Raw genomic sequence first — 18,834 nt, forward strand, 5'->3', positions numbered from 1 at the left:
ATGCTATGCTATAACATATAGAATTAATTTGAGAGGTGATCCTATGAAGGAAAGCGTTAAGATTTTGAAAGGACATATTCTTTTTACTAAAAGTCTTGATACTTTTACCATTATTGAAAATGGATATATCGTCGTAGATGGACCTCACGTTGCATACGTAGGAGAATCTTTACCGATAGAATATACTGATTATCCTATTAAGGATTATGGAAATAAATTGATTATTCCTGGCTTTGTAGATACTCATGTACATGGACCGCAGTATTGTAACCGTGGTCTTGGTATGGATATGGAATTATTGCCATGGTTAGAAACTTATACCTTCCCAGAGGAAGATAAATTCAAAGAAGAAGGTTATGCGAAGAAAGTGTATACTGCTTTCATCGACGATTTAAAAAGAAATGGCACGACAAGAGCTGTTATATATGGTACAATCCATTTGACAGGCACTGTAGAGCTCATGAAAGCTGTAGCTGACGCAGGAATTTCCGCTTATGTAGGTAAGGTCAATATGAATCAAAATGCACCGGATTATTTGCGGGAAGAGGATAGTCAATCCATTGCTGATACCATTGAAAGTATCAAAAAATCAACTGATTTTGCCCCTTATGTACGACCTATTGTGACGCCTAGATTTGCTCCGTCTTGTACATATAAATTGATGAAAGAGTTAAGTGAAATTGCCAAAGCCCACGATTTGCCAGTACAATCTCACTTATCGGAGAATCGCGGTGAAATTGATTGGGTTAAGTCATTATTCCCAGGGTCTAAAGATTACACGTCTGTTTATGTTGACCATAATTTAATTGGACAACAACCGACGATTATGGCGCATTGTATCCATCTTAGTGATGATGAAATTGAGATTTTAGCCAAGACTCATACCATGGTGGCTCATTGTCCATATTCGAATAACAATTTGTCTAGTGGTATAGCACCGATTCGAAAATTATTAGATGCAGGCGTACCAGTAGCCTTAGGCTCCGATATTTCGGGAGGTCATTTGACGTCTATGGCTCGCGTTTTAACAGAAGCCATTGGATTATCAAAAATGAAATGGGCTGAAGTTGATGGTGAACGGAAACCTATTACATTAAGTGAAGCTTTCTATATGGCGACGCGCGGTGGAGGATCTTTCTTTGGCAATGTAGGATCTTTTGAAGAAGGTTTTGAATTTGATGCGTTAGTTATTGATGATGCTTCTATTTTCGATATGAATGTGCGCAGTCCATTAGAACGATTGGAACGGTGGCTCTACATTGGAGATGATCGACAAATTGTTGATCGCTATTGTCGAGGAGCATTATTGTGCTCTTAATTAATTTGCTGTAAGTAATTGGTAGTAAGGAGTATTGCATGCATTTGCTAGGTAATCTTAAAATCCATATTTTGGCACTGCTATTGACCATAATAGCGGAGTTCATAGGTATTCAAAAATTTGGCGCTGTCGTTATGTTGCCATTATTGTACGCATTAATCTTAGGTCTGCTTATTTCGATTCCTAAGTTTAAGATATTAACGATAGAGCAAATGGAGAAATCCTCTGACTATATTGGCATTGCTGTTATGTTGTTAATGGTAAAAGTAGGCCTTGGTATTGGCCCTAATTTAGGGATTTTAACAAGTGCTGGTTGGGCCTTATTAATGCAAGAATTAGGTCATTTCTTTGGGACCATTATTTTTGGGTTACCTGTAGCTTTATTAGTAGGTATGAAACGAGAAGCCGTAGGTGCATGCTACTCTGTTGATAGAGAGCCCAATGTAGCCATTATTATCGATAAATATGGCTTTAGTTCTCCAGAAGGGCGCGGTGTAATGGGCATGTATATTTGTGGCGTTCTCATTGGAGCTATGTGGATTTCCGTACTAGCTGGCATTTTGGCACAACTCGGCTGGTTCCATCCATTGGCGTTAGCTATGGGGGCCGGCGTTGGTAGTGCTAGTATGATGGCTGCTGCAACGGCACCAATCATTGCAGTATATCCTGAATTTGAACAACAAATTACGGCTTTAGCAGGGGCTGCGAACTTATTGACTACTGTATTAGGTGTTTATTTTGGTTTATTCGTTTCCTTACCAGTGATGGAAAAAACCTATAATTTCTTTACTGGTAGAACGCGAGAACAAGATTTGGCAGAGGAGGCGAATCACCATGAATAATACTGAAAAAATCATACAATTTATCGTTGTTATCTGTATTGCTGCTATTATCACTGGTGTAGGTAATATATTAGATGGAAAACATTTGTTAGGGCCAAGTATGGTGGGCGTTTTCGTTTTAGCTGCTTTGGCTACGATTGGTGCGCTTATTTCATTCTTACCATTAGCCAATAAACTACCAATGGTATTTTGGGTATCTCTCGTAGGAGTTATCGCTTCATTGCCAGGTATACCTGGTCAAGAGTGGATTATTAAACAAACTCGTGAAGTTACTTTCTTAGCCACAACGACACCGGTATTAGCTTATGCTGGTTTATCACTCGGTAAAGATTTAGGTGCTTTCCGTCGTCTTTCATGGCGCATTATTCCTGTAGCCTTAGCAGTTACAGCAGGTACATTTATTTGTGCTGCTGCGGTAGCTCAATTTATGCTTCATTTAGAAGGAGTTATTTAACTGCTAAATATCATGTTTAATGTAGATGATATCTAAATTGATAGAGAAGATATAATATAAAAAAATATAATAGATAATAAACCTTATAGATCTTAAAATTGTATCTATAAGGTTTTATCTAATTGTAGAATATATAGGAGAAGTACTATGGCCATATTAACAAAAGAAGAAGTAAAAGCCAAAGTATGTGCTGCCATTGAAGCGGCACAACCTAGATTGCGAGCATTAGCTGAATCCATTATGGCAGAGCCAGAATTAGGTTATAAGGAAAAACAGACTTCTGCTAAAGTACAAGCTATGTTTGATGAATTGCAGATTCCTTATACGACTGGTCACGCCTTAACGGGGGTGAAGGGACGGTTAACAGGGAAGAAGTCAAAACGAACAGTGGCTATGATTGGTGAACTTGATGCTATTTTGTGCCCTGCCCATCCAAGAGCTAGTGAGCTAACTGGTGCAGCTCATTGTTGTGGACATAATATACAAATTGCCAATATGTTTGCTGTCGGTATTGGCTTGCAAGCAGTGATGGACCAATTAGATGGAGATGTAATTCTCTTTGCCGTTCCTGCAGAAGAAATGATCGAAGTTGATTATCGTAATAAACTTCGAAAAGAAGGAAAAATTAAGTATTTAGGTGGTAAACAACAACTCATTTATGAAGGGGCTTTTGATGATATTCATATGGCCCTTCAAATGCATGTAGAAACGGCTCATACAGAACAAGGGGAAATGGGCTTAGGTAGTACATCCAATGGATTTATTACAAAACTTATTGAGTATCATGGCAAAACAGCTCATGCAGCAGCGGCGCCTCACGAAGGGATTAATGCTCTTAATGGTGCTTTGTTAGGTGTTATGGGAGTTAATTCTATACGAGAAACGTTTAAAGAAAGCGATTATTTTAGATTCCATCCCATCATTAATCATGGCGGAACGCTCGTAAATAGTGTTCCCGACTATGTGCAAGTAGAGAGCTATGTGCGTGCCTCTAATGTGGATGCCATGATTGATGGCAATAAGCGCGTTAATAGAGCTCTTAAAGCCGGTGGCGATGCAGTCGGTGCTACTTGTGTTATCTACGATTTGCCAGGCTATTTGCTACTTCGAGATGACCCAGGTATAAATAGATTATTAAAAGACAATTCTATTTCTATTTTTGGAGAAGATCACGTTTATGATCGACCTCATATGACCGCAAGTACAGATATGGGGGATGTGTCGCATATTATGCCTGTTGTACATCCTTGGGTGGGATGTATTAGCGGTGTACTCCACAGTGCTGAATATGAAATCATCGTTCCTGACGTGGCGTATATAAAAACGGCTCAATCCTTAGCGATGACTATCGTCGATTTATTATATGATGATGCACAAGGCGCAGAAGAAGTATTGAAAAGCTTTACGCCAACTCTCACAAAAGAAGAGTACCTTTCATTAATGGATTCTATTAGCGAAGCCTAATCTTGACAGTGTCTAGCCTGTATTGTTACAATAGATGACATAATATAGGCGATGATACAGAGTAGTAGACCTTTTTAGCGAGTGAGGATGGTGAAAGCTCACACTAGGTTGAAGGCGCTGTTGAGCATTGGCAGGAACGTTAACAGTCTGTTAACTAGTAAAGGCCAACATAGAAAAAAGAGGGCATACGCCAAATAGGGTGGAACCGCGGGTAATACTCGTCCCTGTAACGATTTTCGTTACAGGGACTTTTTGTTTGTAACGAAAACTCTTTTATAGAAAGCATTGTAGTAGTGGAGGCATCAATGACATTTCAAGAGATTATTTTAAATTTACAAAAATTCTGGAGCGATCAAGGTTGTATCGTTCAAAATCCTTACGACATTGAAAAAGGAGCAGGTACAATGAACCCTGCTACATTTTTGCATGCCATCGGTCCTGAGCCATGGTCTGTATGCTATGTAGAACCATCTCGTCGTCCTGCCGATGGTCGCTATGGTGACAATCCCAATCGTTTATTCCAGCATCATCAATTTCAAGTTATCGTAAAACCTTCTCCAGATAATATTCAAGAATTATATCTTCAATCGTTAGCAGCTCTTGGTATTCACGCAGAAGATCACGATATTCGTTTCGTAGAAGATAACTGGGAATCTCCAACGCTTGGTGCGTGGGGCCTCGGTTGGGAAGTATGGCTTGATGGCATGGAAGTGACACAATTTACTTATTTCCAACAAGTTGGCTCCATTGACTGTAAACCAGTATCCGTAGAAATTACATATGGCTTAGAACGATTGGCTATGTACATTCAAGGCGTTGAAAATGTATACGATTTAAAATGGAATGATACTGTTACTTACGGTGATGTATGGCATGCTAATGAAGTAGAACAATCAGTATATAATTTTGAATTAGCCGATACAGATATGCTTTTCAAATTATTTGATATGTACGAAGCAGAAGCTAAACGCGTTTGTGAGGCTGGTTATGTATTGCCTGCTTATGACTATGTATTGAAATGTTCCCATACGTTTAACTTGCTTGATTCTCGTGGCGCCATTTCCATTAGTGAAAGAACGGCTTTTATCGGTCGTGTTCGTGCACTGGCTCGAATTTGTGCTCAACAATATTTAGCAAAGCGCGAAGAATTAGGATTCCCACTTTTGAAAGGAGATAAATAAGATGGCAAAAGATTTATTATTTGAAATCGGCGCAGAAGAAATCCCTGCTGGCTTTATGCCGAATATCTTAAGCCAATTACAAGACTTGGCGAAAGCAAAATTACAAGAAGCTCGCCTTCCTTTTGAAAGTATTGCTACGTATGGCACACCACGTCGTTTAGCACTGATTGTTACAGGCTTGGCAGATTCTTCTGCCGAAGTTAGTGAACGTCATAAAGGTCCATCTGTGTCAATTGCTTATGATGCAGATGGAAATGCTACGAAAGCAGCGATTGGCTTTGCTCGTGGTAAAGGCCTTGATGTATCTGATCTCACTGTAGAAGACGGTTATATTTACGCAGAAACAAAAACAGCTGGCGTAAGTGCAAAAGAGATCGTAGCAGATATATTGCCACAATTGATCAGTGCTTTGAATTTCCCTAAATCGATGCGTTGGGGGAATTTAGAAGATCGTTTCGTTCGCCCTGTTCGTTGGTTAGTAGCACTTCTCGATGAAGAAGTGGTACCTGTAGAATTTGCCACTGTACAATCTTCTAATGTGAGTCGTGGGCATCGTTTTTTAGGTGCTAAAGAAATAGCAATTGCGAAGCCATCTGATTACATTGATACATTAAAAGACAATTTTGTATTAGTAAATCAAGATGAACGTCGCCAAGTTATTACTGACCAGTTACATGCTATAGCAAATGAAAAAAATGCAGACATCGTATGGGATGATGATTTATTGGAAGAAATTAATTACCTCGTTGAATGGCCAACAGCTTTATGTGGTTCTTTTGAAGACGCTTACTTAGCGTTGCCAGATGCAGCTGTTATTACACCGATGAAAGACCATCAACGCTACTTCCCATTAGTGGGTAAAGACGGTAAATTATTGCCATTGTTCTTAACAGTTCGCAATGGTTCCGATCATTCTATCGAAGTGGTACAAGCTGGTAATGAACGTGTATTGCGCGCTCGTTTAGACGATGCCAAATTCTTCTTTAATGAAGATAGAAAGAAAGCATTAGCTGATCGCAAAGAAGGTTTAACGAAAATCGTATTCCAAGAAGGTTTAGGCAATTTAGCAGATAAAACTAATCGCCTGTTACAATTAGGAAAAACATTTGCTGATGCTACTGGTTTAGACGAAGAAACTCGAGGTATTCTGGCACGAGCTACAGAATTAGCTAAAACAGACCTTACGACTGGTATGGTTACAGAGTTTACAGAACTACAAGGAATTATGGGGAAAGAATATGCTTTGTTAGATGGTGAATCTACAGACGTAGCAGAGGCTATTTTTGAACAATATTTACCACGCTTCGCTGGAGATGTATTACCACAAACAGAAGCAGGTAAAGTATTATCTATTATTGATAAAATTGATAATATTGTGGCTACTTTCAGCCGCGGTTTGATTCCTACTGGCTCTCAAGACCCATATGCATTGCGTCGTCAAACCATTGGTATTTTAAATATTCTACTCACTAGCAACTGGAATATATCCTTACGCCCTATTTTTGTAGAGTCTATGAACTTATTACAAGTACCTGCAGAAAAACAAGGGGAATTAGTAGAACAAGTAGAATCCTTCTTCACATTGCGATTGAAAAACATATTCCTCGATCGCCAAGTACCACATCATGTCATCGACTTGCTCTTATCTAACAGTCAATTATCTGTTGCCGATGCAGAAGGTTTAGTGAAAGCCTTATTACATAATCGCATTGATGAACATGTTGAATTAGTACAAGCTTATACTCGTATGTATAATTTGGTGAAAGATATTACCTATACCGGTGTGAATGAAGCATTGTTATCTGCTGAGGCAGAAAAAGAATTATATGCAGCAGCTAAGACAGCTTCTGAAATGAGTCAATCTGCATGGGATAACCATGACTATGACGCAGTAGTGGACGTACCAAGCACATTAGTGCCAGCTATTAACAAATTCTTTGAAGACGTTATGGTTATGGATAAAGACGAAGCGATTAAAGCAAATCGTTTACAACTTGTGCGTTTGGCGTATAGTGTAATGGCTATTATTGGGGATATTAGTGCTCTAAAATAATATAAATAAAATCGAGTGTAGTAATATGATGTATATCTTACTACACTCGATTTTTATAAGTAATATAATAAAAAAAAGTTTTAAAGCACATATTCCAGTAAGGAGATAGAGAGTGTTAAAAAATAAAGCAGCCGTAGAGTATATCTTAGAAAATCTATATCCTGATATAGAGCCTATTTCTTTTGATATTCAGCATTTTTCTGAAAAATAGTTTTAAGAATAGAAAATCTTAACATAGAATTTATCAATTGTAATTTAATAAAACTTGAGAAGAGCGTAATAGCTCAATTAGAATGTAAATTAAATGGACTTTTTGCTGCAAATTCTTATTTTTTAGATACATATCGGATTGAACCTATAAAAATGTATGGTACAGGGGAAATGCGTATAAATGGGGAATTTTTACCAATGGAAATAGAAGGGTATCAGGTTATGTTTGACTTTCAACACTTTAAAGTTGAGTTCTTTGCGCAAGAAATACATTTAGAAATCTTATAGTTTTAGATTGATAGTATTTATTATGAAATCTATTTTAAGGCATTATTTTGTAGAAACTAAGTCAAATACATATTAAAACTATAATTGATTCTTTTGTAAATACTATAGTCCAGATGGTAGACCGATTGTTGATCTTGACTATTTTCATAGTGGTGATAAGCATATTTTCCCGCATAAACATATTTGGAGAGATGATTTGAAACCAAATAGAAGAAGTAAGCATTGATTTGAAATGGAGATTATAGAATATGTATACAGGTACAGATGTAGTAAGAGAAGTTGTAGAAGCATTAGAAATAGGGCATGAAATTGAAGTTAAGTATAACGGTGTTGTATATGGTTTGGTGGATCATAAAGAGGGATGGCAACTAGCAGTAGGAAGACAAATTCTTGCGGTTAGTAGAAATCCATATGAGTTATTTGAGGCATCACTTCTTGAAGGTCTTAGTATGAAGTATATTTTGGAAAATATGATGCATGAAGACCTAATTATTTTATAAATTACTATGAATTGATTATTTTCATTAATATGGTGAATTGATCGTAGAGTTTTGATTTCATGCTGATAATATGTACTGGTCAACTAAAATTGTGTACTGAGCACCCAAAATGGCTATGGTGCGGTAGAAACTGTAGGAGTAACGGTGGAGGCGAAACGGCTGTTGCTGTACCAGTGACTGGTGCTCAAACTGCTGCTGGAGCTACGGTTGCTGCAAAAAGTACTCAAGGTTTAGGTAATGATATCTCCCTATTAGCAAAAACAGAAAATAAATCCTCGGGAATTATACAAAAAGGTCATATGGATATAAGTCCTATTAAAGACCGAGTTTCGAAGGAGCAATATAAAAAAATGGAATCAAACGACAAGTTTGATAATCATAAGGTTTTTGAATATGGACCTAATCATAGAAGTTTGCCAATTATTGGTGCACCTAATTCTTCATTAGATTTAATAGAGAATAATGTTATTAAGCAACGTCGATATTATGGAAAAGATGGAAAGCCAGTAGTTGATATTGATTTTTTTCATTCCGGAGATTACCATACTTTCCCGCATAAACACATATGGAGCGAGGAATTGCCTAATGGAAGAAGTAAACATGAGATGAAATAGGAGGAAATAATGAATAATAATACTTTAGTAGAAGATGTTATTCTGGCATTAGATAGAGGACAGGAATTTGATTTTTGGCATAAAGGTGTTCTTTATGGCTTAACTCATCATTCTGAAGGTTGGCAATTAGCAAAAGAATCTACAATACTTGCTCTTAGTAAAGATTATTTAAAACTTTTCGATGAAGAGCTTATAGATGGTCTTAGTGTACGAACTATTTTAGAAAATAATCTTCTTGATGAAGGAAAGTATTATATTTTTTAACTTAATGTATTTCATCTTGTCATCTATTCTAGAATATTAGTAATATTACTTATCTTTCCATATAATGACAAAATAAAGATTTTTTTAGTTGAATAATTAAGTTGTTCATGTAATAGTCATATTGATAGTAACTACTGTAGTGTAACCAAACAAGCGGGTATTCATAGTGGCACAAAGGGTCTTTCGATTACGGTAGGTGATACGTCGACGCTCAAAGGGACTGTCATTACTAGTATGGCCAAGGATGGTAAGAATAGATTATCTACGCAACATCTTCAGATGGAAGATATACACAATGAAGCATCGTCCAAAGCTAAGCAATCTGGCTTTTCTATGGATACAGCAGGATTGATAGCAAACGGGCTGCTTGGCAAAATCAATCCATTAGGACTTGTACCAGTTGTATCGATTCCTGTATCTGATCAGGCGAACTCCACCACACGTTCAGCCATTAGTGATAGCATTATAGTAGATGTAGAGCAAACTTCCCTTGAAGAGATTAACCGACATACAGAAGATGCTTTACAATCTTTAGCACCCATCTTTAATAAAGAGCACGTACAAGAGAAAATGGCGTACGTGAATGCGTTATCTGAAGAAGGATTTAAGCTTATTGGCGATGTATCGTTATCTCAGGTTAAACGTTAGGAGCGTTTAGCAGCTACTGCACTTACTGAGGAGAAACGCTTACAGTATCAACGAGAAGCTAGTTACTGGTGCTGTAGAAATTGTAGGAGCAACGGTCGGTGGTGCAACGGCTATTGTTGTACCGATGACTGAGGTACAAACTGCTGCTGGAGTGGCAATAGCAACAAACTCAGGAAGAAATTTCAGTAATGATATTTCTCTATTAGCAAAAACAGAGAATAAGTCTTCGGGAATTGTATAGAAAAATCATACAGATATAAGTCCTATTAAAGACCGAGTTTCGAAGGAACAATATGAAAAAATGGAAGAAGGCGTTAAGTTGGACAGGCATCAAGTAAAAGATCGGTCAGAAAATATGAAACTAGATGAAGTTGCTGAACCGAATTCTTCACAAGATCTAGTTGTTGATGGTGTGGTAAAACAAAGACGATATTTTGGAAGTGATGGGCAAAAAATAGTTGATATTGATTTTAGTCATCCTGGTTCATAGCCTTTGCCACATAAACACGTTTGGATTGATGGAAAGAGAAGTGGACATAATTATGAATCTATTTGAATTACTAAGAGATGCACTAGATGTTAATCATGAAGTTGAGTTTGTTTATAATGGATTTGAATGTTTTATAGCACCGACTAATTTGGGTTGGGAGTTATGGGTTAATAATGAGCGGATTTATAGAGAAGAGGATTTGGAACTTTTTTTAAAAGCGCCTTCTTTGAATAAGAACTCATTATATTATATATTTTCTAATGGTTTGGTTAAGGTGGACTCTATCATTATTTTCTGAAAATATATATTGAGTAATTAAAATTTTTATGCATGTATCAATTCTTCTATTGTTATACATGAAGCGATGATTAATAAGAACAATAATTTTAATTAATAGCTTGCTTTTACATATTGGTTATGCTAATATATTACTGTTAATTTGAGACAGTCCGCTGCCTATAAGGTGTAGGTATTGAATGTCTGCAAACAGGAGGATATAATGAACATTATTAACGTACTTGAACAAGAACAACTTCGTACAGACATCCCTACATTCCGCGCTGGTGACACAGTTCGTGTACATGTAAAAGTAGTGGAAGGTAGCCGTGAGCGTATCCAAGTATTCGAAGGCTTGGTTATTAAACGTCAAAACGGTGGTGTTCGTGAAACTTTCACAGTTCGCCGTATTGCATCTGGTGTAGGTGTAGAACGTACATTCCCACTTCACAGCCCACGCTTAGCTAAAATTGAAGTTATGCGTCGCGGTGTTGTTCGTCGTGCTAAATTGTACTACTTACGTAACCTTACTGGTAAAGCTGCTCGTATTCGCGAAAAACGCTAATGTTCATAAAAGGCTGCCTATGGCAGCCTTTTATTTTTATCTATGAAATATAGACATAAGCATATACAGAAGAAGTGTATAGCAAGATAGGTAGAAGAATATATAGACTAGTATCTAGAAAGGAGCACATATGGTAGATTCACCAATCGTACATTGGTTCCCTGGGCATATGGCGAAAGCCATGCGCATGATTAATGAATATGTTAAAAAAGTAGACGTGGTTATCGAATTATTAGATGCGCGCATTCCAAGAAGTAGTGCCAATCCTGTTATATTAGAAGTAGTAGGGCAAAAACCGCATATCGTATTACTCAATAAAGTGGATTTGGCGGATCCAGAAGTGACAAAAGAATGGGTTGAATTTTTCACAAAACAAGGTATTACTGTGCTTACGATGAATTCTAAGTCTGGTAAAGGCAATAAGAAATTATTATCTACTGTTGAACGATTGAGTAAGCCTATTATTGATAAATGGGTAGCAAAAGGGATTCGTAGCCGTTCTGTGCGTACAATTATTCTTGGTATCCCTAATGTAGGAAAATCTACTTTAATTAATTCCTTAGCTGGCTCTGCTGCTACAAGAACCGCCAATAAAGCTGGACATACAAGAGGTCAACAATGGGTTAAAATTGGTAAAAATCTAGAACTTCTTGATACACCAGGTGTACTATGGCCTAAATTAGAGGATCAACGAGCTGCGGCGCGACTTGCTATGACAGGTGCTATTTCTGATGATGTGTATGATTTAGAAAATGTAATGAAACAATTGTTACAATATTTACAAGATCATAACCCATCTATTTTAGTAGAACGATATAAATTAAAACCAGAAGAAATGGAATCGGTAGATACTATATTAGAGAATATTGGACGTCGGAGAGGCTGTCTAGTTAGTGGTGGTATTGTTGATTTAGATAAAGCTCGACGGATTATTTTACAAGATTATCGCAATAGTAAATTAGGAAATATTACCTTAGATACTGTTGATGAATAGCCTTATTATGGTGAAGAAGGTCAATCAGAGCCTGCTAGAGAAGAATCATCTGCAACAGGCAATAAACGATAAATATATTAGTACATTCAATAGGTAATAAATGATGACTACTATAGATTTAGCAACATTGAAAGTAAAAGATATAAAGGCCTTACTAGAAGGACCTGAAGGGGAACAATATTTACCGTTAGCTATGGTTGACGAGAGAGTATCTGTACAAAAGCTAGCTGCTTCGTTTATAAAAAAACAGGAAAAAATACTCCTTGAACAACAACGGTTGATGAGTATGTATGATTATGAAGGTATTTTTTACGATGAAGGATTGTATCGTGTAGCAGGCGTCGATGAAGTAGGCCGTGGTCCTATTGCTGGCCCGGTAACAGTAGCGGCTGTTATTTTGCCGCCTATGACATTAATTCCAGGGCTCAATGATTCTAAAAAATTGACCGAAGAAAAACGGGAAGCCTTATACGATATTATTATGGAAGAAGCGGTAGCTGTTAGTTGTATCTCCTATGATGCTGAGAAAATTGATGAGCTCAATATTTATGAGGCTACACGGCAAGCCATGTATGAAGCACTTCGCACCTTACCAGTGAAACCAGAAGCCGTTATATCTGATGCTATGCCACTGCCAGATTTAACAATTCCTGTTGAGTCTATTGTAAAAGGAGATAGTAAAAGCGCTAATATTGCAGCGGCTTCCATTATTGCAAAAGTAACGAGAGATCGATATATGGCCAGTTTAGATGAACAATATCCAGGCTATAAATTTGGTATTCATAAAGGTTACTATACAGCAGAGCATAAAGAAGCCCTTTTAAACCAAGGTGTTACACCATTACATAGAAAAAGCTTTGAACCTATTAAATCGATGGTTGGTTGGGAACGGAACAAACCGTAACTAATAAGATAGATATATATAATAAACATAAAATATCTAATCCTGCCATGAGAAATATATTCTTTATGTAGTATGTATATGGATAACCTTTTATAAGTGAATATATCATGAGAAACCTGCTAAAAAGAGGTTCCTATTGGTGTCATGATGACACTGGTGGGAACCTCTTTTCTATTTACTTAGGCGCATAAATCTTCTTATCCTATATATAGGACGTCTAGATAGTTACGAAGATTTTGTCATGTATGTAAAGGAGGTTTATATGAAAACAATTATGAACGGTACTGGAGGAATGGATTTTGATGCAAAACAGCTAGGACAGTGGGGCGAGCAAACAGCGAAGACTTATATGGAAACATTAGGATTTAGTATTGTAGAAATGAATTATCGTACGAAGCTTGGGGAAATTGATATTATTGCGAAAAAACATTTGACCTATCATTTTATTGAAATCAAAGCCCGTCGTGGCATTAATTACGGTTTACCACGAGAGGCTATATCGAAAAAGAAACAGAAGCACATTAAGCAAACGGCCATGTTATTTCTCTATGATTTACGGCAAAAGAAACGAAAATGGAAAGAAATATCTTTCGATGTCATTGAAGTGTTCTTGCACGATAATTTTCAAGTTTCTGTCAATTATATTCCGCAATGTTTCTAATAGGAGATTTCTATGTATGCAAAAGTATATGGTGCTACCTTGGATGGTTTAGATGGTGTATTAGTTACAGTAGAAGTAGATATTTCACAAGGATTGCCCGTCTTTGACATAGTAGGGCTTCCCAATCAAGCTGTTAAGGAATCTCGAGAACGAGTGAGAGCGGCTATTAAAAACAGCCATTACGAATTTCCTATGCGCCGCATTGTGGTAAATTTAGGCCCTGCAGAAGTTCGGAAAAGCAGTGCAGGCCTCGATTTAGCTATTGCGATGGGCGTATTGGCAGCTTCAGGGCAAATCAAATTACGAAAGAAACAATTAGCGTCAAAGTTGTTATCTACTATATTTATTGGTGAATTATTACTAGACGGTAGCGCTCATAAAACACAGGGAATTTTAAGTATGGCTCTTGCCGGTTCGGAAGTAGGCATTAATCGAATTGTTACGAGTGCGGATAATTTAGGCTTATTACAGCAGCTGCCAGGCATTACATCGTATGGTGGGAACACATTAGAATCTATTGTGCAAGTCTTAGAACAGGAAGAAAATTATACTTATAGCCCTGAGGTCGATATTGATGTGCATGATACGTATAGTCTTGATTATAGCGATGTGCAAGGGCAAGACGTAGCAAAACGAGCTATGATCCTCAGTGCAGCCGGGTTTCACCATTTGATGATGGTGGGACCGCCTGGATCAGGGAAGACGATGCTTGCCGAGCGACTGCCCAGTATATTGCCTGAGATGACATGGCAGGAACAATTAGAAGTGACTCGTATCCACGACATTGTAGGCTTATTAAAAGGGAGTTCTTTTATAAAGAAACGGCCATTTCGCAATCCCCATCATACGGCGACGAGTACGAGTATTGTAGGAGGTGGCAATAAGGTGAAGCCTGGGGAAATTACATTGGCCCATAATGGTGTTTTATTCCTTGATGAAGTACCCGAATTTAATCGATCTGTTCTAGATGCATTGCGGCAACCATTAGAATCCCATGTTGTTAGCATTAGCCGCCATCAAGGTAACTATGAATATCCAGCCAAGATGATTTGTATATTAGCGGCTAATCCATGTCCTTGCGGATACTACGGCGATACTACGAAAGAATGTCTCTGTTCCTCCACCGAAGTACTGCGATACCAACATAAATTATCTGGTCCTATTTTGGATCGCATGGATTTATTCATCTCTGTAGAACGGCCGACCTTAGAAGACATGATGCATAGCAGGAATAATAATCTATCTAGTGCAGATATGAAAACTCTCGTAGAACGAGCCGTGATAAAACAAGAAGAACGATTTAAGGGCTTGCCCTTTCATCGTAATGGCTTAACGCCCCATAAGGCAATTAGAGAATTATTCGATATAAACGACGATTGCTGGGGATTAATAGGACGTATTTTCGATACCTTTAGATTAACAGGACGATCCTTTGATCGTTTACTTAAGGTAGCGAGAACGATAGCAGATATTGAAGATTCTTCACGAATAGAACAAGAGCATATAAAAGAAGCTATGTTATATAGATATAGTAAATAAAGATGGAGATTAAAGATATATATTATAGAAAATAATCGGAAATATAGAAATTAATCGGAGATATAGAAATCAAGATAGGTATAGTAAATCAGGAGGTGTAAGATGGAACAAATGTATGAAAGTAATTTTTATATTTGTGGTATGCAACATATTTCTCATTTAGGGGCTACGTCAATTCGCAATTTAGTGGATACTTGTGGCGGTCCTTTTGAGGCGTGGTGTGCTTTGCAAGATAGAAAGACATTACAATCTATTGGCGGCATTAAATCACAGAAAATACCCGCCATTATGAAAGCAGCTACACAAGAATTATTAGATAATCTTTGGGATTTACTAGAGAAATACCACATTACGTGGATTACTTATTTAGATGTATTATTTCCCGCTCGATTGCAGGAAATTTATAATCCTCCTGCTGTTATTTTTGTGCGCGGTAATATAGATTTACTCAAAGATGATACATTTAAAGTTGCTATGGTAGGCGCTCGAAACTGCAGCGATTATGGCCGCAGTGTAGCCCGTTATTTAGGAAAAGAATTGGCTCATTATGATGTAGCAGTTGTCAGTGGTGGCGCTCGCGGTATCGATAGTTACAGTCACGAAGGTGTATTGTCAGGCAATGGGCAAGTTATCATCGTTATGGGTTGCGGATTAGATGTTATTTATCCGCCAGAAAACAAGAACCTCTTTGATCGTGTTATCAATAATAATGGTTTATTGTTATCTGAATATACACCTGGTACTCCGCCGTCAGGGAAACATTTTCCACAGCGCAATCGCATCATTGGTGGACTTTCAACAGCAGTTATCGTCGTAGAAGCGAAAGCTAGCAGTGGATCTCTCATTACTGCAGACATGGCGAATAATGAAGGCCGAGAAGTCTATGTTGTGCCCGGCAGTATCTTGAATAATATAGCAGAAGGCAATCATTGGCTCATCCGGCAAGGGGCCCATGTACTAACAAAGGCGCAAGATTTAGTGGAAGACTATAATCTATCTCTTCGGTCAGTTGATACAAAGGGGAACAATGTGATAAGCTATAATTCAGAATCTAACACAGTTTTACAATCCCTATCGACAGATCGGTGTATCACTGTCGATAAATTAATAGAAGCAACGGGTATTCCCTTGCAACGATTACAAAGCATATTACTTGACCTAGAAATGAACCATCACATTGAAAAGGTTCAGTCTAGGGGCTATATTAGAATAACTAGGAGTGAATCAATTGTCCATTAAACGGTCAATCGTAATTGGTGAACCAAAAGAAACGAAGAAAAAAACAACAAAAAAAGAAACGAAAGAAAAGGCTATTAAAGAACCGTTAACGCCAGTTGGTATAGTAAGAGACAAATCGGTTGTGTCTACGTCTATACCACCAGAACAACGAGAACCACGGGTATTTAAAAGAGATGGCAAAGTATTGGTTATCGTAGAATCCCCTGCGAAATCTAAAACCATCGAAAAATTCTTAGGCCCTAATTACGTCGTAAAAGCTAGTATGGGGCATTTACGAGATTTGCCGAAATCCCAATTAGCTATTGATATTGATCATGGTTTTACGCCTCGCTATAGTAATTTAGTGACTCGTAAGAAGGTAATTGACGACTTAGTGAGCCATGCTGATGAAAGTAGCGCTGTTCTATTGGCAACTGACCCGGACCGTGAAGGTGAAGCCATTTCTTGGCATTTAGCACATATTCTAAATGTGGATACGTCGTCCAAATGTCGTATTACTTTTAACGAAATTACAAAATCTGCCGTTGCAGAGGCGTTGGAAAATCCTCGTACTATTGATATGCGTATGGTTGATGCACAACAGGCGCGCCGTATTTTAGACCGTATTGTAGGCTATAAATTAAGTCCTTTGTTATGGAAAAAAGTGTGTAAAGGCTTAAGTGCAGGCCGCGTACAGTCGGTAGCAGTCAAATTGATTGCGGAGAGAGAACGAGAAATTCAAGCCTTTGTACCGAAAGAGTTTTGGTCTATTACAGGGCAATTTGAAACAGATAAGAAAGAAATTTTTAGTGCTGATTTAACCCATATTAAGGGTAAGAAAATCGATATTGGTACTGAAGAAGAGGCCTTATCTGTTCAAAAGAGCATTGCTAACCAACAAGCTACTGTTACATCTGTAAAGAAAAGTAAACGTAGCCGCAAAGCAGCGCCGCCATTTACAACGTCTACATTACAACAAGAAGGGGTTCGTAAATTAAACTTTGGTGCTAAGCGGACGATGATGATTGCGCAACATTTGTATGAAGGTCTTGAAATTGGGGCTTACGGACAAGTGGGTTTAATTACCTATATGCGTACTGATTCCACACGTGTTTCTAAAGAAATGCAAGATCAAGCAAGGGATTTCATTAAACACACTTATGGGGATGAGTACTATCCGGCGAAACCGAATTTCTACGGTTCTAAAGAATCAGCGCAAGATGCGCACGAAGCTATTCGTCCTACTTCTTTAGAGTTGACGCCTAAGATGGTAGAACCGTTTTTAAGTCGCGACGAATTAAAGCTATATACATTGATTTGGAATCGATTCTTAGCTAGCCAAATGGCGCCGCAACAAAGTGATTTGTTAACTATCGAATTAGATGTGGATCAAATATATACGTTCAAAGCTACTGGTTCTAAAGTGACTTTCCCAGGTTTTAGTGCTGTTTATGAAGACAGTAAAAAAGAAGGCACAAAAAAAGATAGTGATGCTCAATTACCTGCATTAAAAGCTGATGAAGTAGTTAGCACGAAAGAAATTAAACCAGATCAACACTTTACGCAACCGCCGGCACGCTATTCCGAAGCTAGTCTTATTAAAACATTAGAAGAATTAGGCATTGGTCGACCTAGTACGTATGCACCAATCCTAGATACCATTGTGAGCCGCAACTATGTAGAGACTAATAATAAACAGTTTATTCCTACTGAGTTAGGTTTCGTCGTTGTAGAGTTTTTAACTAACTATTTTGGTAAAATCATTAATACTGATTTCACTGCGGAATTGGAAGAAGAATTAGACGCTATCGCTAATGGTAATGAAACATACGTCCAAGTATTGCAGAACTTCTACGATGTATTTAAAGAAGAATTAGATGAAGCAAGCCATGTAGATAAAGTAGAAATTGTATCTATGGAAAGTGATGAAATCTGCGAAGTCTGTGGTAGTCCTATGGTTTATAAGTTTGGCCGGTATGGTAAATTCTTGGCTTGTTCTAATTTTCCTGCTTGCAAAAATACAAAACCTATTACTGTGGGGACCGGTGTTGCATGTCCAAAATGCGGTGAAGGCGAGATTATTGAACGCAAATCGAAACGAGGACGGCTATTCTACGGTTGTAGTCGTTACCCACAATGTGATTTCACCTTATGGGATAAACCAACCGATAAGTTTTGCGAAACATGTAATAGCATTATGGTGGAGAAGACCTATAAAAATGGTACAACTAAAACGTTCTGCTCTAACGATGAATGTCCTACTCGACCTAAGAAAAAATCGCGTAAAAAGGCAACTACTACCGATTTATCTAGTGAAGTAGAATCAAAATAAAGGAATTAAAGGAACTATA

Annotated in this window: 19 protein-coding genes; all 19 read left to right on the top strand. The window is 37.7% G+C overall.

Features of this window, described 5'->3' with window-relative positions; all coding sequences use genetic code 11:
* The first annotated feature begins 43 nt into the window (after window positions 1-43).
* On the top strand, window positions 44-1,318 hold the full coding sequence (locus NFR29_RS03105; protein WP_251423085.1) for an amidohydrolase family protein: 1,275 nt from the start codon (window positions 44-46) through the stop codon (window positions 1,316-1,318).
* Between the two features lie 38 nt (window positions 1,319-1,356).
* Entirely contained in the window at window positions 1,357-2,160 is an 804-nt protein-coding gene (locus NFR29_RS03110) for a DUF3100 domain-containing protein (RefSeq protein WP_251423087.1), read from the top strand.
* A complete protein-coding gene (locus tag NFR29_RS03115) occupies window positions 2,153-2,614 on the top strand; it encodes a hypothetical protein (protein WP_251423090.1) in 462 nt (153 codons plus the stop codon). Before NFR29_RS03110 ends, NFR29_RS03115 begins: the two co-directional genes overlap by 8 nt.
* Before the next feature lie 147 nt (window positions 2,615-2,761).
* The gene (locus tag NFR29_RS03120; protein ID WP_251423093.1) at window positions 2,762-4,078 is read left to right on the top strand and encodes an amidohydrolase; all 1,317 of its coding nucleotides are present in this window, start codon (window positions 2,762-2,764) and stop codon (window positions 4,076-4,078) included.
* A 305-nt stretch (window positions 4,079-4,383) separates the two neighbouring features.
* Window positions 4,384-5,259: a glycine--tRNA ligase subunit alpha gene (gene glyQ, locus NFR29_RS03125; protein WP_251423095.1), complete on the top strand. Its 876-nt coding sequence runs from the start codon at window positions 4,384-4,386 to the stop codon at window positions 5,257-5,259.
* Window position 5,260: 1 nt separating this feature from the next.
* Window positions 5,261-7,312 (top strand): glycine--tRNA ligase subunit beta, encoded by a 2,052-nt coding sequence (glyS, locus tag NFR29_RS03130; RefSeq protein ID WP_251423098.1) that lies wholly within the window; start codon window positions 5,261-5,263, stop codon window positions 7,310-7,312.
* Window positions 7,313-8,058: 746 nt separating this feature from the next.
* Complete coding sequence (locus tag NFR29_RS03135) at window positions 8,059-8,310, top strand: hypothetical protein (protein ID WP_251423101.1); 252 nt, start codon at window positions 8,059-8,061, stop codon at window positions 8,308-8,310.
* A gap of 173 nt (window positions 8,311-8,483) precedes the next feature.
* On the top strand, window positions 8,484-8,924 hold the full coding sequence (locus NFR29_RS03140; RefSeq protein ID WP_251423104.1) for a hypothetical protein: 441 nt from the start codon (window positions 8,484-8,486) through the stop codon (window positions 8,922-8,924).
* A 9-nt stretch (window positions 8,925-8,933) separates the two neighbouring features.
* Window positions 8,934-9,188 carry a hypothetical protein gene (locus NFR29_RS03145; RefSeq protein WP_251423107.1) on the top strand — a complete coding sequence of 85 codons (255 nt, stop codon included), beginning with the start codon at window positions 8,934-8,936 and terminating at the stop codon, window positions 9,186-9,188.
* A gap of 279 nt (window positions 9,189-9,467) precedes the next feature.
* On the top strand, window positions 9,468-9,836 hold the full coding sequence (locus NFR29_RS03150) for a hypothetical protein (RefSeq protein ID WP_251423110.1): 369 nt from the start codon (window positions 9,468-9,470) through the stop codon (window positions 9,834-9,836).
* A gap of 301 nt (window positions 9,837-10,137) precedes the next feature.
* Complete coding sequence (locus NFR29_RS03155; protein ID WP_251423113.1) at window positions 10,138-10,326, top strand: hypothetical protein; 189 nt, start codon at window positions 10,138-10,140, stop codon at window positions 10,324-10,326.
* Window positions 10,327-10,378: 52 nt separating this feature from the next.
* On the top strand, window positions 10,379-10,624 hold the full coding sequence (locus tag NFR29_RS03160) for a hypothetical protein (RefSeq protein WP_251423116.1): 246 nt from the start codon (window positions 10,379-10,381) through the stop codon (window positions 10,622-10,624).
* 201 nt (window positions 10,625-10,825) lie between these two features.
* Window positions 10,826-11,167 carry a 50S ribosomal protein L19 gene (gene rplS, locus NFR29_RS03165; protein WP_005377523.1) on the top strand — a complete coding sequence of 114 codons (342 nt, stop codon included), beginning with the start codon at window positions 10,826-10,828 and terminating at the stop codon, window positions 11,165-11,167.
* A 130-nt stretch (window positions 11,168-11,297) separates the two neighbouring features.
* A complete protein-coding gene (gene ylqF, locus NFR29_RS03170; RefSeq protein ID WP_251423119.1) occupies window positions 11,298-12,161 on the top strand; it encodes a ribosome biogenesis GTPase YlqF in 864 nt (287 codons plus the stop codon).
* 103 nt (window positions 12,162-12,264) lie between these two features.
* Window positions 12,265-13,065, top strand: coding sequence for a ribonuclease HII (locus NFR29_RS03175; RefSeq protein ID WP_251423196.1), 801 nt, complete (start codon window positions 12,265-12,267; stop codon window positions 13,063-13,065).
* 262 nt (window positions 13,066-13,327) lie between these two features.
* Entirely contained in the window at window positions 13,328-13,726 is a 399-nt protein-coding gene (locus NFR29_RS03180; protein WP_251423122.1) for a YraN family protein, read from the top strand.
* A gap of 12 nt (window positions 13,727-13,738) precedes the next feature.
* Complete coding sequence (locus tag NFR29_RS03185) at window positions 13,739-15,265, top strand: YifB family Mg chelatase-like AAA ATPase (RefSeq protein WP_251423125.1); 1,527 nt, start codon at window positions 13,739-13,741, stop codon at window positions 15,263-15,265.
* Between the two features lie 102 nt (window positions 15,266-15,367).
* The gene (gene dprA / locus NFR29_RS03190) at window positions 15,368-16,504 is read left to right on the top strand and encodes a DNA-processing protein DprA (protein ID WP_251423128.1); all 1,137 of its coding nucleotides are present in this window, start codon (window positions 15,368-15,370) and stop codon (window positions 16,502-16,504) included.
* Window positions 16,494-18,815 (top strand): type I DNA topoisomerase, encoded by a 2,322-nt coding sequence (gene topA, locus NFR29_RS03195; protein ID WP_251423131.1) that lies wholly within the window; start codon window positions 16,494-16,496, stop codon window positions 18,813-18,815. Before dprA ends, topA begins: the two co-directional genes overlap by 11 nt.
* The last annotated feature ends 19 nt before the right edge of the window (window positions 18,816-18,834 follow it).

The organism is Veillonella agrestimuris (genome assembly GCF_943193065.1).
Lineage (GTDB): Bacteria > Bacillota > Negativicutes > Veillonellales > Veillonellaceae > Veillonella > Veillonella agrestimuris.